This is a genomic window from Bacillus kwashiorkori, from assembly GCF_001375515.1.
Taxonomy (GTDB): Bacteria; Bacillota; Bacilli; order Bacillales; family Caldibacillaceae; genus Bacillus_BK; species Bacillus_BK kwashiorkori.
In genome coordinates this window covers 18,264-32,935 of sequence record NZ_CTDX01000011.1, presented here as the reverse complement: position 1 = coordinate 32,935, position 14,672 = coordinate 18,264, and the positions used below count along the sequence as shown (strand labels likewise).

Here is a 14,672-nt window from a genome sequence, read left to right as displayed (position 1 = left end):
GTCCAATCTTGTCAGTCTTTTGCTAGTTGAAAAACTATTTCTTTTTAGGAATTTTTATTGTTATTTGATAGAAATCATCATGATCTTCTTCATTGGAATCTATCTTTATTCCACTTTTATTTACCATTGATAAAGATTGTCTAATAGTATTAACTGCTATTCGGATGTCTTTGCTAAATGAAATCCTTTTTGGTTTATTCGGTTTTTCCGTTGCATTTAATTTAATTACCCGTTCTTCCGTTTGCTTTACATTTAAATTTTTTTCGATAATTTCATTTAGCAATTTTAGTTGTTTTTCTTCATCTTTTAACGGGATCATTGCTCTTGCATGGCGTTCAGTGATTAACTTATTTAACAATGCATCTTGGACCGATTGTGGAAGTTTCAGTAACCGTAATTTATTAGCAACTGTAGATTGACCTTTTCCTAACCGCTGTGCTAAAGCTTCTTGAGTTAATCCATGAATCTCTATTAATTTACCATAAGCCATTGCTTCTTCAATCGGACTGAGTTCTTCCCTCTGGAGGTTTTCTATTAAGGCAACGGATGCAGTTTCCTTGTCGTTCATATTTTTGACGATTGCAGGTACAGTATCCCAACCTAATTGTTTCACTGCTCGGAATCTTCTCTCCCCAGCAATAATTTCATATGTTTCTACTTCTATTTCTCTTACTACAATTGGTTGAATGATACCGTGTGTATGAATGGTTTTAGCTAACTCTTCTATCTTTTCTTCATCAAAAATAGTTCGTGGCTGGAAACGGTTCGGTTGAATTCTTGTTACAGGTATTTGTTTTACTTCCTCTTTTTCTTCCTTTACGGTTTCATTAACTTCCTCTAATGGCTTATCCGAAATTTCTCTTTCCTCTTTTTCACCTATTCCAAAGATCCGGGAAAATGGATGTTTCACCAACTACCACCACCTTTTAACCTTTTTGGTAAAATCCCTTACATATTATTTTCTATGTAATCTTTAAAGTTCCTGCTTTTTTATAAAATTTAAAATGAATTCTGAAATCATCACACTCTATTAATCATCTAATATAAAACTGTTATATAACACAATAAGATACTAAATAGGATACATCCTCGCTTATAAAAACGAGGAATTGAAATGTTTTCGAACTAAATTACTGGTGTTTTAGCAGGAACTCCAGGTTTGCGCGGATATTTTTTCGGTGTTTTTTTCACCTTGTTAATAAAAAGTAATCTGCGAGTACTTTCATCTTTCGGTAAAGATAATGTTTTTACTGATTCGACTTCCCCGCCCAACAATGTAATTGCCTTTTTTCCTTCAGCTAATTCTTCTTCTCCAGCCGCACCTTTCATCGCAATGAAAGTGCCGCCAACTTTCACTAATGGCAAACAATACTCACTTAATACCGACATTTTAGCTACTGCACGAGCTGTTACTATATCAAATTGTTCACGAAAGTTATTATTTTGTCCAAATGTTTCTGCTCGATCATGGTAAAACTGAACAGAATCTAGTTGTAATTCATCAGCTAATTCTTGTAAAAATAAAATTCGTTTTTTTAACGAATCGACAATGGAAACTTTCAAGTTGGGATATACAATTTTTAATGGAATACTAGGGAAACCGGCTCCTGAACCTACATCACAAATTGTTTGATCATTGAATGAATAATAAAAGGCTGCTGTTAAGGAATCAAAAAAATGTTTGATATAAACTTCTTCTTTCTCTGTAATTGCTGTTAAATTTATTTTTTTATTCCATTCCACTAAGAGGGAAAAATACTTCTCAAATTGCATTAGTTGTTGATTAGATAAAGTAATAGCGTATTTTTTTAATTCCGTTTGAAATTGAGTTATATTCATTTGCAACACCTAAATCTGCCTATGGCAATTTTCTTTTCTAACATTTGCATTTACAACCAAAGAAATGCATCTTTTGTTTATGATTAATACAATCTAACTAGTTACATTTCATTATAATATTTCCATTTGAAATATTATAGACGGAAGAGGAAATAAAAATTAATTTCCTCTTTAATCATTTTCATTATTTACGCGGGCAATTCTCCCTTGTTCTAAATAAACAAGAAGGATGGAAATATCAGCAGGATTTACCCCAGATATGCGGGAAGCTTGTGCCAACGTTAACGGATGTATTTTTTTCAAATTTTCACGAGCCTCATTAGCTAATCCATTAATTGCATCGTAATCAATATTTAAAGGAATTTTTTTATTTTCCATTTTCTTTAGCCGTTCCACTTGTTGTGTGGATTTTTCAATATAGCCTTCATATTTTATTTGAATTTCTACTTGTTCTTCTATTTCATGATTCAGCGGTTCATTAGAAGGTACGAGTTCTTTAATATGTTCATATGTCATTTCTGGACGTTTCAATAAGTCTGATGCTTTGATTCCATCTTTTAATTCACTACCACCGACACTTCTAATTAGCGATTGTGTTTTTTCATTTGGTTTAATAATAATCGAGCGCAGACGGTTAATTTCCGCTTCTATTGCAGATTTTTTCTGTAAAAATTTTTGGTAACGATCTTCTGAAATGAGGCCGACCTCATAGCCAATTTCGGTTAATCGTAAATCAGCATTATCATGTCTTAATAATAATCGATACTCCGCTCTTGACGTTAACAATCGGTACGGTTCCGCGGCACCTTTTGTTACAAGGTCATCAATTAACACACCAATATAGCCATCTGAACGTTTTAAGATTACTTCTTTATTTTTTCCTAAAGCTTTATGTGCAGCATTAATTCCTGCCATAATCCCTTGGGCCGCAGCTTCTTCATAGCCACTTGTCCCATTTATTTGTCCAGCTGTATATAAATTTTCTATCTTTTTCGTTTCTAGTGTTGGCCAAAGTTGGGTAGGAATAATCGAGTCATATTCGATTGCATATCCAGGACGCATCATTTGTGCATTTTCAAGCCCAGGTACACTTGCGATTAATTGATGTTGTACATCTTCAGGCAAACTTGTCGATAACCCTTGCACATATACTTCTTCTGTATGACGACCCTCAGGCTCAAGGAATACTTGATGTCTAGGTTTGTCATGAAAACGAACAACTTTATCCTCTATCGACGGACAATATTTTGGTCCAGACCCTTTAATCATACCAGAAAACATTGGAGATCGATGTAAGTTTGCATCAATAATCTGATGAGTTTTCTCTGTTGTGTAAGTTAACCAACAAGGTAGCTGATCTGTAATATATTCTGTTGTTTCATAAGAGAATGCTCTCGGTTCTTTATCTCCAGGTTGAATTTCCGTTTTTGAGTAGTCAATTGTTTTACTATTTACTCTTGGTGGTGTACCAGTTTTAAAACGAACAATGTCAAAACCTAATTCTTCTAGGTGTTCTGATAGTTTTATGGATGGTTGTTGGTTGTTTGGACCACTTGAATATTTTAATTCACCGATAATTATTTCTCCACGAAGAAACGTTCCAGTCGTTAATACAACCGTTTTAGAACGGAAGATTGCTCCCGTCTTCGTAATTACACCTTTACAAATTCCATTTTCAACTAATAGACGATCCACCATTCCTTGTACAAGTTGTAAATTCGGTTCATTTTCTATCGTTTGTTTCATTACTTGTTGATATAACACTTTATCCGCTTGTGCACGTAATGCACGAACTGCCGGTCCTTTTCCAGTATTAAGCATCCGCATTTGAATATGTGTTTTATCAATAACTTTTGCCATTTGCCCACCTAAAGCGTCTATTTCCCGTACTACAACTCCTTTTGCGGGACCACCTATTGATGGATTGCATGGCATAAAAGCAACCATATCTAAGTTAATGGTTAACATTAATGTTTTACAGCCAATTCTAGCTGCGGCTAGACCTGCTTCACAGCCCGCATGACCAGCACCTACTACTATAACATCAAATTGTCCAGCTTCATATGTGAACATGGACAAACCCCCTAACATAAAAACTATTTTCCAAGGCAAAACTGAGAAAATAATTGATTAATTAGTTCATCATGAACATTTTCGCCAATAATTTCTCCAAGTAATTCCCATGTTTTCGTCATATCAATTTGTAGAATATCAATTGGGACATCCGATTCTATACCAAATAGCACATCATTAATAGATTGTAATGCTTCGTTTATTAATGCAATATGTCTTGCATTTGTTACATACGTTAAGTCATCACTACCTATTTCACCAGCAAAAAACATATTTGCGATCGTTTTCTCTAATTCATCGATTCCTTTACTTTCTTTTATGGATGTAGTTATAATTTTACGCCCTGCTGCTAATTGTTTAACTTTTTCTTCATCCATTCTTTTTGGTAAATCTATTTTATTAATAATGATTACAGCATCTAAATTTTCTATTAAAGAAAATAATTGTTCATCTTCAGGTGTTAGTTCTTCATTATTATTTAAAACTAATAGTACTAAATCCGCTTGTTTTATTACTTGTCTAGAACGTTCTACACCAATTTTTTCAACTAAGTCTTCTGTTTCCCTAATACCAGCAGTGTCAACTAATTTTAGTGGAATCCCACGAATATTTACATACTCTTCGATAACATCTCTCGTTGTACCGGGTATATCCGTTACTATTGCTTTATTTTCATGAACAAAACTATTTAACAAAGAGGATTTTCCGACATTTGGTCTGCCAATAATAACTGTCTTTAGTCCTTCTCTTAATATTTTTCCCTGTTTTGCCGTTTCTAATAATAGTGCAAGTTCAGATTTAATATATGTTGCTTTTTCCAATAGCATTTTGTTAGTCATTTCTTCTACATCATCATATTCCGGGTAATCAATATTTACTTCAATATGTGCTAATACTTCTAATATTTCTTGTCGTAACTTTTGAATTAGTTTGGAAAGCCGACCTTCCATTTGCCCTAGTGCAACATTCATCGCTCGATCTGTTTTTGCACGAATTAGATCCATAATTGCTTCCGCCTGGGATAAGTCAATCCGTCCATTTAAAAATGCCCGTTTCGTAAATTCCCCTGGGTCTGCCAACCTTGCACCGTTAGTAAGCACCAATTCAAGAATACGATTAACTGACAATATGCCACCATGACAGTTTATTTCTATTACATCTTCTCTTGTGAATGTTTTCGGTCCTCTCATTACCGATACCATTACTTCTTCCATCTTTTCTGCTGTTTTTGGATCTACTATATATCCATAATGAATGGTATGTGATTTTGCGTTTTTTAAGTTTTTCCCAGTTGGGCTTACATATATTTTGTCTGCTATTGCAATAGCATTATTTCCTGTTATCCTTACTATTCCGATTGCACCTTCACCTAACGGGGTAGAAATAGCAGCAATTGTATCATAATCCATTCATTAGTCACCTCCAATGTGTTGTCAAAAAAATCTATTAATAAAATACGCTATTTTTTTCTTTGTGGATATCTTGAAATAGAATATCATACTATATTTTAAAACGAAAGTTATGGAAAATAAACTTATTCACATGTGAATAAATTAATCTTTCTTTTTTATTCAATAATTATCCCCATGTTAATTAATCTTGTATAAGAAATTTACTGTAGAAATTCTAAAAGCGACAAGTAGACAAAAAAAGAACCTATCCCCTATACTGATTATTCGTATGAAAATCAGTTAAGTTTTGACAGGTTCATAAATTAATAATTACTTATTAACACTACTATTTGGTGCTATTACTAAATGACGATTCGGATCAGAACCTACTGAATATGTAGTAACTTCCTTATTACCAGATAATGCCGCATGAATAATTTTCCTTTCATACGAAGGCATTGGCTCTAATTTTACTTCCTTTTTTTCTCGGACTACTTTACTTGCAAGCCTATTTGCTAAAATAGTTAAACTCTCTTCGCGCTTTTTACGGTAATTTTCCGCATCCAACTGTACAATCATAAATTGTTCTGAGTACCGATTTAACAATAGCTGTGTCAAGCTTTGTAAAGCATTTAATGTTTGTCCTCTTTTACCAATTAATAAAGCGGCCTTATCAGCTGTTAATTCAAACCGTACATTTCTATCTTCTTGTTCAATATTAATCTGCACATCAATATCCATCTCTGAACAAACAGCTTTCAAAAATTTTTCTGCTTCCGCAATTGGATTAATGACAACTGTTACTTTCACTACTGCAGGACGTGAACCGAAAACTCCAAAAATCCCTTTTTTCCCTTCGTCAATAATTTTTACTTCCACACGATCTTCCGTTGTATTTAATTCTAGTAAAGCATTTTGCACCGCTTCTTCAATAGATGGGCCAGTAGCCGTTACTTGTTTCACTTTTTCTTTCCTCCCGGACGACCAGAAGCAGTTTGGACATTAATTTCTGGTGTTTTAATAAACTTAGCTTGTACGATAGAAAAAATGTTTCCAACAATCCAATACAATGGCAGCGCAGCAGGTACAAATAAAGAAAATGCTAGAATCATAAATGGCATCATCCACATAAGCATCGCTGTTTGCGGATTTTGATTTGGATTACCTGCCATTGTTATCCTTTGTTGTAAAAATGTTGTCGAAGCTGCAATAATTGGTAAAATAAAAAATGGATCTGGACTTGCTAACTCAAACCATAAAAAAGAGTGAGCCTGTATTTCCTTTGTCCGTACAATCGCATGGTAGAAAGCAATTAATATTGGCATTTGAATTAATATTGGTAAGCATCCAGCTAAAGGATTCACACCAAGTTTTTGCATTAATAACATTTGTTCTTCTTGCAATTTTCTTTGGGTTACAGCATCTTTTGAAGTATATTTTTGCTTTAACTTTTCAATTTCCGGCTGCATTTGTTGCATCATTTTCATACTTTTCATTTGGTGAATCATTAATGGCAATATCGCTGTGCGTATAATGATTGTTACGATAATAATAGAAAGTCCATAACCCCATGTACCTCCGAATAAATGGGCAATTTTTATAATTAACCATGAAAGCGGATAAACAAAAAATTGATTCCATATTCCAGTACTATCCGGACTAATAGGTTCGTTTACCTCTGTACAACCGGATAATAATAATACGAGAAAAATTAAACTAATGATTGTTAACGATTTCTTCACTAAAAAAGCTCCCCCTGCCTTTTTAATAATATATTATCATCTTTCTTACCTATTTTCATAGAGAATAAACAAATTTTCAACTATTTTTTAACCATTATTCACTTACTTACTTCCTTCTTTATTTTGGTTCAGTACTCTAGCAATTTTTAAAACATGGATGAGACTGTTTTTCACTTCTTTAAAACTCATTTCTGCTGCTGGCTTTCGAGCAATCACGACATAATCATAGTTTTTTGCAATTTGGTCATTTAGTTCATGAAATGTTTGGCGTATGTATCTTTTAATTCTGTTTCTAGTAACGGCATTGCCTATTTTCTTACTTACTGATAAACCAATTCGAAAAAATGCTTGCTTCTCTTTTTCATTTTTATAAATAATAAACTGTCTATTAGCAAAAGATTTCCCTTTTTTAAATACTAACTGAAAGTCTTGATCCTTTTTTAATCGGAATTTCTTTCTCATCTTTACACCTACTATTTATGTTTAATGTAACAAACATAAGCTATAAAAAAAGCCACTGATTAGCCAGTGACTTATGCAGATAATACTTTTCTACCTTTACGTCGACGTCTTGCAATTACTTTGCGTCCGTTTTTTGTACTCATTCTTTCACGAAAACCATGTACTTTACTTCTTTGACGTTTTTTTGGTTGATACGTTCTTTTCATTTATGACACCTCCCTATTCGAGGAAAACAGTTCAAGAAAGTCCTTATAATTATATAAAGTTAACGTAGCGAATGTCAACCTTGAAAAATATTCCTTACAAAATTTTTCTCCAGTTAGAAGCTTGTCCATTTTCCACATGTAAAATACGGTATTCGTTACTAACTTGTGGATAGTATTTCGACACCGTTCTACATTTATTAACAACATATCGACATTTTTTGCACAATTAATCCAGTTGTGGATATTTTTTATTAACAAGCTTACTCCCCTGTGGATATTTTATTAAAAGCATTGCCTCATATGCTTTTTTTTGTTATGATGATATGTGTTTTAGTAGTGAATAATTACTTCTTGCAGAAAAGTTATCCACAAATTGTTAATAACATGTTAATAAGTTATTCATACTTTGTGTAGTTTTTTGTCCACAATATGTGGATTTTGTCGAAAAATGCTATTTAAACTTTCTTTTTACTTTCCCACTAAATTATATGCATTTATAATATAATATTATTACTACTTTCCTATTTTTTTGTTCTGAATAAAGAATATTTCTTCGTGTTTGTTTTTTCTTTATATAGAACACGTATATTGCTAGCTATTTTTTCCTTTAATAAGGGAGCATGGTCAAGGAGGGAAATCATTGGAAAACATAGATGACCTTTGGCAGAAGACATTAGCTTTAGTTGAGAAAAAGGTTAGTAAACCAAGCTTTGAAACTTGGTTAAAAGCTACTAAAGCATCTTCTCTTCAAGGAAATACATTATATATTGAAGCTCCTAATGAATTCGCTAAAGAATGGTTACAAGGAAACTATACATCTCTAATTTCCTCCGTTTTATTAGACTTAATTGGAGAAGAAATAGAGATTAAATTTACCATCCCAGACACAAATGAAGTAAATATTAAAGACATGCAGCCGCCGAAAGAACTAAATAATCAAAACACCCAACAAAATGAACATAATAATAGTATGCTAAACCCTAAATATACATTTGATACATTTGTAATTGGCTCTGGTAACCGGTTTGCCCATGCTGCTTCTTTAGCTGTGGCAGAGGCTCCAGCAAAAGCATATAACCCTCTGTTTATTTACGGTGGAGTTGGTCTTGGAAAAACTCATTTAATGCAAGCAATTGGTCACTTTGTACAAGATCAAAATCCAATGGCAAAAGTAGTATATTTATCTTCTGAAAAATTTACAAATGAGTTCATTAATGCGATTAGGGATAATAAAGCTACTGAGTTTCGTAATAAATATCGTAAAGTAGATGTTTTACTTATTGATGATATTCAGTTTCTTGCAGGTAAAGAATCAACTCAAGAAGAGTTCTTCCATACATTTAATGCATTACATGATGAGCGAAAACAAATCGTTATTTCAAGTGATCGGCCACCAAAAGAAATTCCAACTTTAGAAGACCGACTCCGTTCCCGATTTGAATGGGGATTAATTACAGATATCACACCACCTGATTTAGAAACTAGAATTGCTATTTTGCGAAAAAAAGCAAAGGCAGAAGGACTCGATATTCCAAACGAAGTGATGTTGTATATTGCTAATCAAATTGATTCCAATATTCGAGAACTTGAAGGTGCATTAATTCGTGTTGTTGCCTTTTCTTCTTTAGAGAACCGCGATATTACAGCTGACCTTGCTGCTGATGCACTAAAAGATATTATTCCAAGTTCTAAACCTAAAGTTATTACCATACTAGATATTCAAAAAACGGTCGGTGAATATTACGGAGTGAAATTAGAAGACTTTAAAGCAAAAAAACGGACAAAATCCATTGCCTTCCCAAGACAAATAGCTATGTATTTGTCACGAGAATTAACAGACTTTTCACTTCCGAAAATTGGCGAAGAATTTGGCGGCAGAGACCATACAACTGTTATTCATGCCCATGAAAAAATTTCTAATTTAATTCAATCAGATACTCAATTTCAAAAGGAATTAAAAGATATTGAGTCAAAACTTAAATCCCATATCCAGTAATTCGTCTGAAATGTTATTAACAACTATTTTTTTTACTGTTAATAAATCAACCAGGATTATACACAGTCTGTCCACATGTGGATAGACTGTCTTTTACTCTATTTCACAGGGTTATCCACATATTCACACGACCTATTACTATTATTATTATTTTTATATATATATAAATAATATATTGGAGGACCGAAAATGAAGTTTTTTATCCAAAAGGAGCGATTAATTAAAAGTGTCCAAGATGTTTTAAAAGCAGTAGCATCTCGTACAACAATTCCTATACTTACTGGAATAAAAATTGAAACAAAAGAAAATGGTGTTACTTTAACAGGTAGCGATTCAGATATTTCTATTGAATCTTTTATTCCTAATGAAGAAGAGGATATGGAAATTGTAGAAATAATAGAACATGGAGCTATCGTATTACCAGCACGTTTCTTTAGTGAAATTGTTAGAAAGCTGCCGGAAAATATTGTGGAAATTACAGTAGAGGATCATTTAAAAACAATTATTCGCTCTGGAAATGCAGAATTTGATTTACATGGATTAGATGCAGAGGAATATCCTCGTTTACCTAAAATTACGGAAGAACCAACGTTTACTATTTCCAATGACTTATTAAAAACATTAATTAAACAAACCGTATTTGCTGTTTCTACATCGGAAGCACGTCCAATTTTAACTGGAGTAAACTGGACGATAGAAAATAACGAACTCCTATCCGTTGCAACAGATAGTCATCGATTAGCGTTAAAAAAATTATCTATCCATTCTGCTTTAACTAATAATGAAATTCACAATATTGTTATTCCAGGTAAAAGTTTAAGTGAATTGATGAAAATTTTAGATGATACAAATGATGATGTGCAAATAATCATTACTGACAATCAAATATTATTTAAAGCGAAACATGTTTTATTTTTCTCCAGACTATTAGAAGGAAAATATCCTGATACTTCAAGGTTAATTCCTACTGATAGTAAAACGATTATTAAGTTAAATTCAAAAGAATATTTAGAAGCGGTAGACCGTGCTTCATTACTTGCAAGAGACGGAAAAAACAATGTCATTAAATTTACTACCATTGACGAACAGTTTATTGAAGTGTCCTCTTATACTCCAGAAATTGGGAAAGTAGTAGAAAAAGTAAAAAGCTTAAATATTGAAGGGGAAGAAATAAAAATTTCTTTTAGTGCAAAATATATGATAGATGCATTAAAAGCTATTGATGGTACAGAAATTAGTATTTATTTCACTGGACCAATGCGTCCGTTCATCATTAAATCCAATGGGGACGAAACAATCTTACAATTATTATTACCTGTTAGAACATTTTAGTATCTCAGGTGATACAATTCGGGAAAAAAGTAAAAGCTGTCAGTAAGTACTGGCAGCTAAATTTTGTTATGGACTTTGTTCTTTTTATAAAAATTTAGTAAAATAGAAAGAAGGAGAAGTAGAAAGGATTCGTGTATAATGAGAGAGATAGCTATTGATACGGAATATATAACTTTGGGCCAATTTTTAAAAGTTGCGGATGTCATTCAAACGGGTGGAATGGCAAAGTGGTTTTTATCAGAATATCCAATAAAAGTAAACGGTGAATTAGAGGACCGTCGAGGAAAGAAATTAAGAGACGGAGATAAGATTGAGATTCAGGAACATGGTACTTTTATAATTAAAGTTGAGTTATAAATAAGGATGTCCATATTATGTATATAAAGGAGTTAGAATTAACTAATTATAGGAATTATGATCGTTTATCAGCTTCTTTCCAAAACAAGGTTAACGTTATTTTAGGAGAAAACGCACAAGGTAAAACGAATATGATGGAAGCCATCTATTGTTTATCAATGGCAAAATCACATCGAACAACAAATGATAAAGAGCTTATCCAATGGGACAAAGAATATGCTAAAATAGAAGGACGGATTGAAAAACGAAACAACTCAATACCGCTTGAATTAACTATTTCCAAAAAAGGGAAAAAAGCAAAATACAATCACCTAGAACAGCCTCGCCTTAGCCAATACGTTGGAAATTTTAATATAGTAATGTTTGCACCAGAAGATCTAAATATCGTAAAAGGCAGCCCGTCCATTAGAAGACGCTTTATAGATATGGAAATTGGCCAAGTTTCCCCAATTTACCTGCACGAAATTAGCCAATACAATAAAATATTACAACAGCGTAACCGCTATTTAAAACTTATGCAATCAAAACAGTCGAAAGATGAAACGATTTTAGATGTATATACAGAGCAACTAGTTCAATTAGCGGTAAAAATAATACAAAAAAGATATGAATTTATTCATCAGCTTGAAAATTGGGCAATGGAAATTCATGAAAACATTTCTCGCGGGTTAGAAAAACTGGCGATTTATTATAAACCTTCCGTTAACGTATCAGAAGACGATGATTTGTCGAAAATGGTTAATGTATATTTAGATACGTATCAAAAAGTTAAAGAAAAAGAAATGATTAGAGGGGTTACGTTATTTGGCCCACAAAGAGATGATTTGCATTTTTTTGTAAATAATCGAGATGTTCAAACATATGGTTCACAAGGACAGCAACGCACTACAGCGTTATCAGTTAAATTAGCAGAAATTGAATTAATTCATAAAGAAGTCAATGAATATCCTGTGTTGTTATTAGATGATGTATTATCAGAATTGGATGATTATCGCCAATCACATTTATTAAGTACTATTCAAGGAAAAGTACAAACATTCGTTACTACAACAAGTGTAGAAGGAATTGACCATCAAACATTAAGAGAAGCGGAAACTTTTCATGTGGTAAATGGTAAATTAATTACTTCTGAAAGCAATTGATTTTGAAGAGTAATTAATTTTTAGACCTTTTTGTTATTAGCTCTGTTAAATATTGTTGTTAATTTTACATGACTGAAAAATTGCACCACGACACAACTCGCATGAAGCGGTAGGCAAATAAGCATTTTTCTAAAGGTTAACACGATACTTTAACACAGCCTAGTTATTAGAAAGTGTAGGTGAGTTTCATGGCAATGGAAGAAAAAGATTTGTTACAAACGTCATATGATGCTAACCAAATTCAAGTTTTAGAAGGATTAGAAGCGGTTAGAAAAAGACCAGGTATGTATATTGGTTCTACTAGTGTAAAAGGATTAATTCATTTAGTATGGGAAATTGTTGACAATAGTATAGATGAAGCTTTAGCAGGGTATTGTTCTGAAATAAATGTAATTATTGAGGCTGATAATAGTATTACTGTCAAAGATAATGGTCGGGGAATACCAGTAGACACACATGAGAAAACAGGTCGTCCTGCTGTAGAAGTTATTCATACAGTATTACATGCTGGGGGTAAATTTGGCGGAGGCGGTTACAAAGTTTCAGGTGGACTTCACGGTGTCGGTGCATCTGTTGTTAATGCACTTTCAAAAGAATTTGAAGTATTTGTTCATCGTGATGGAAAAATTCACTATCAAAAATATGAACGTGGGGTACCTTGTTTCGATTTAAAAATAATTGGTGAGACCGATATGACAGGTACAATCACCCATTTTACTCCGGATCCAGAGATTTTTACAGAAACATTAGAATATGAATATGAAACATTAGCGAATCGTATTCGTGAATTAGCCTTTTTGAACAAAAATTTAAAAATAACCATTGAAGATAAACGTGAAAATCAAGAGAGGAAAGATGAGTACCACTATGAAGGCGGTATTAAGTCATATGTCACTCATTTAAATAAATCAAAAGGTTTAATTCATGAAGAACCAATTTACATTGAGGGAGAACGTGATGGCATATCTGTAGAGGTGGCCATTCAATATAATGATAGCTACACAAGTATTATTTACTCTTTTGCGAATAATATCCACACTTATGAAGGTGGAACACATGAATCCGGTTTTAAATCTGCCTTAACACGAGTAATTAATGATTATGCACGAAAAAGTAATATTTTTAAAGAAAAGGATGAAAATTTAACGGGTGAAGATGTTCGGGAAGGTATTGTTGCCATTATTTCCATCAAACATCCTGATCCACAATTTGAAGGACAAACAAAAACGAAACTAGGAAATTCAGAGGCAAGGACGATTACTGATTCTATTTTCTCTGACCATTTCGAAAAGTTCCTACTGGAGAATCCTACAGTTGCAAGAAAAATTATTGAAAAAGCGTTAATGGCAGCAAGAGCACGTGTAGCTGCGAGAAAAGCACGTGAATTAACTAGAAAGAAAAATGTTTTGGAAGTTTCTAGCTTACCTGGTAAATTAGCAGACTGTTCCTCCAATGACCCATCTATTTGTGAATTATACATTGTTGAAGGTGACTCTGCTGGTGGTTCAGCTAAACAAGGACGGGATCGGAATTTCCAAGCAATCCTACCATTACGCGGAAAAATCCTAAACGTTGAAAAGGCACGGTTAGATAGAATTTTATCCAATAATGAAGTAAGAGCGATGATTACAGCAATTGGTACAGGAATAAGCGAAGAATTTGATATTTCTAAAGCGCGTTATCATAAAATTGTTATTATGACGGATGCTGATGTTGATGGAGCACATATTAGAACATTATTATTGACATTCTTTTATCGATATATGCGTCCAATTATTGATGCTGGTTACGTCTATATTGCTCAGCCTCCATTGTATAAAGTTCAACAAGGAAAAAGGGTTTTATATGCATACAATGATAAGCAATTAGAGGAAACATTAAAATCAATTCCATCACAACCTAAACCTTCTATTCAGCGTTATAAAGGCTTAGGGGAAATGAATCCAGAGCAATTATGGGAAACGACAATGAATCCTGAAAATCGGACATTATTACAAGTTAACTTAAATGACGCTATTGATGCGGATGAAACATTTGAAATGTTAATGGGTGATCGAGTGGAACCTCGTCGTCAATTTATTGAGGAAAATGCAGTTTATGTAAAAAATCTAGATATTTAACTAGTTGTTACA

The 14,672-nt window shown here is 33.0% G+C and carries 13 protein-coding genes; 5 read left to right on the top strand and 8 right to left on the bottom strand.

Going from position 1 to position 14,672, the window contains the following annotated elements; genetic code table 11:
* Nucleotides 1-34: 34 nt before the first annotated feature.
* The 8 genes from noc to rpmH form a co-directional block, all read right to left on the bottom strand.
* Nucleotides 35-910 carry a nucleoid occlusion protein gene (gene noc, locus BN1242_RS02790; protein WP_062351215.1) on the bottom strand — a complete coding sequence of 292 codons (876 nt, stop codon included), beginning with the start codon at nt 908-910 and terminating at the stop codon, nt 35-37.
* A 215-nt stretch (nt 911-1,125) separates the two neighbouring features.
* Nucleotides 1,126-1,839 (bottom strand): 16S rRNA (guanine(527)-N(7))-methyltransferase RsmG, encoded by a 714-nt coding sequence (rsmG, locus tag BN1242_RS02785; protein ID WP_062351006.1) that lies wholly within the window; start codon nt 1,837-1,839, stop codon nt 1,126-1,128.
* A gap of 171 nt (nt 1,840-2,010) precedes the next feature.
* Nucleotides 2,011-3,912 carry a tRNA uridine-5-carboxymethylaminomethyl(34) synthesis enzyme MnmG gene (gene mnmG, locus BN1242_RS02780; protein ID WP_062351003.1) on the bottom strand — a complete coding sequence of 634 codons (1,902 nt, stop codon included), beginning with the start codon at nt 3,910-3,912 and terminating at the stop codon, nt 2,011-2,013.
* Between the two features lie 23 nt (nt 3,913-3,935).
* A complete protein-coding gene (gene mnmE / locus BN1242_RS02775) occupies nt 3,936-5,321 on the bottom strand; it encodes a tRNA uridine-5-carboxymethylaminomethyl(34) synthesis GTPase MnmE (protein WP_062351000.1) in 1,386 nt (461 codons plus the stop codon).
* 312 nt (nt 5,322-5,633) lie between these two features.
* Complete coding sequence (gene jag, locus BN1242_RS02770) at nt 5,634-6,266, bottom strand: RNA-binding cell elongation regulator Jag/EloR (RefSeq protein WP_062350997.1); 633 nt, start codon at nt 6,264-6,266, stop codon at nt 5,634-5,636.
* On the bottom strand, nt 6,263-7,045 hold the full coding sequence (gene spoIIIJ, locus BN1242_RS02765; RefSeq protein ID WP_062350995.1) for a YidC family membrane integrase SpoIIIJ: 783 nt from the start codon (nt 7,043-7,045) through the stop codon (nt 6,263-6,265). The genes jag and spoIIIJ overlap by 4 nt, the downstream gene beginning before the upstream one ends.
* A gap of 102 nt (nt 7,046-7,147) precedes the next feature.
* Nucleotides 7,148-7,507: a ribonuclease P protein component gene (gene rnpA / locus BN1242_RS02760; protein WP_062350992.1), complete on the bottom strand. Its 360-nt coding sequence runs from the start codon at nt 7,505-7,507 to the stop codon at nt 7,148-7,150.
* 71 nt (nt 7,508-7,578) lie between these two features.
* Nucleotides 7,579-7,713 carry a 50S ribosomal protein L34 gene (rpmH, locus tag BN1242_RS02755; RefSeq protein WP_062350989.1) on the bottom strand — a complete coding sequence of 45 codons (135 nt, stop codon included), beginning with the start codon at nt 7,711-7,713 and terminating at the stop codon, nt 7,579-7,581.
* A 640-nt stretch (nt 7,714-8,353) separates the two neighbouring features.
* On the opposite strand from rpmH, the gene dnaA reads away from it, so the two are divergent.
* The 5 genes from dnaA (at nt 8,354) to gyrB (ending at nt 14,660) form a co-directional block, all read left to right on the top strand.
* Nucleotides 8,354-9,709, top strand: a complete 1,356-nt coding sequence (dnaA, locus tag BN1242_RS02745; RefSeq protein ID WP_062350983.1) for a chromosomal replication initiator protein DnaA — start codon at nt 8,354-8,356, stop codon at nt 9,707-9,709.
* Nucleotides 9,710-9,898: 189 nt separating this feature from the next.
* Nucleotides 9,899-11,041: a DNA polymerase III subunit beta gene (gene dnaN, locus BN1242_RS02740; protein WP_062350967.1), complete on the top strand. Its 1,143-nt coding sequence runs from the start codon at nt 9,899-9,901 to the stop codon at nt 11,039-11,041.
* 138 nt (nt 11,042-11,179) lie between these two features.
* Nucleotides 11,180-11,398 (top strand): S4 domain-containing protein YaaA, encoded by a 219-nt coding sequence (yaaA, locus tag BN1242_RS02735; protein WP_062350965.1) that lies wholly within the window; start codon nt 11,180-11,182, stop codon nt 11,396-11,398.
* 17 nt (nt 11,399-11,415) lie between these two features.
* Nucleotides 11,416-12,540, top strand: coding sequence for a DNA replication/repair protein RecF (gene recF / locus BN1242_RS02730; RefSeq protein WP_062350962.1), 1,125 nt, complete (start codon nt 11,416-11,418; stop codon nt 12,538-12,540).
* Nucleotides 12,541-12,734: 194 nt separating this feature from the next.
* On the top strand, nt 12,735-14,660 hold the full coding sequence (gene gyrB, locus BN1242_RS02725) for a DNA topoisomerase (ATP-hydrolyzing) subunit B (protein WP_062351214.1): 1,926 nt from the start codon (nt 12,735-12,737) through the stop codon (nt 14,658-14,660).
* Nucleotides 14,661-14,672: the final 12 nt, after the last annotated feature.

Excerpts from the sequence above, each read along its gene's own strand:
- rnpA (WP_062350992.1), bottom strand. The coding sequence starts at position 7,507 with ATGAGAAAGAAATTCCGATTAAAAAAGGATCAAGACTTTCAGTTAGTA.
- gyrB (WP_062351214.1), top strand. The coding sequence starts at position 12,735 with ATGGAAGAAAAAGATTTGTTACAAACGTCATATGATGCTAACCAAATT.
- mnmG (WP_062351003.1), bottom strand. The coding sequence starts at position 3,912 with ATGTTCACATATGAAGCTGGACAATTTGATGTTATAGTAGTAGGTGCT.
- mnmE (WP_062351000.1), bottom strand. The coding sequence starts at position 5,321 with ATGGATTATGATACAATTGCTGCTATTTCTACCCCGTTAGGTGAAGGT.
- dnaN (WP_062350967.1), top strand. The coding sequence starts at position 9,899 with ATGAAGTTTTTTATCCAAAAGGAGCGATTAATTAAAAGTGTCCAAGAT.
- yaaA (WP_062350965.1), top strand. The coding sequence starts at position 11,180 with ATGAGAGAGATAGCTATTGATACGGAATATATAACTTTGGGCCAATTT.
- rpmH (WP_062350989.1), bottom strand. The coding sequence starts at position 7,713 with ATGAAAAGAACGTATCAACCAAAAAAACGTCAAAGAAGTAAAGTACAT.
- rsmG (WP_062351006.1), bottom strand. The coding sequence starts at position 1,839 with ATGAATATAACTCAATTTCAAACGGAATTAAAAAAATACGCTATTACT.
- recF (WP_062350962.1), top strand. The coding sequence starts at position 11,416 with ATGTATATAAAGGAGTTAGAATTAACTAATTATAGGAATTATGATCGT.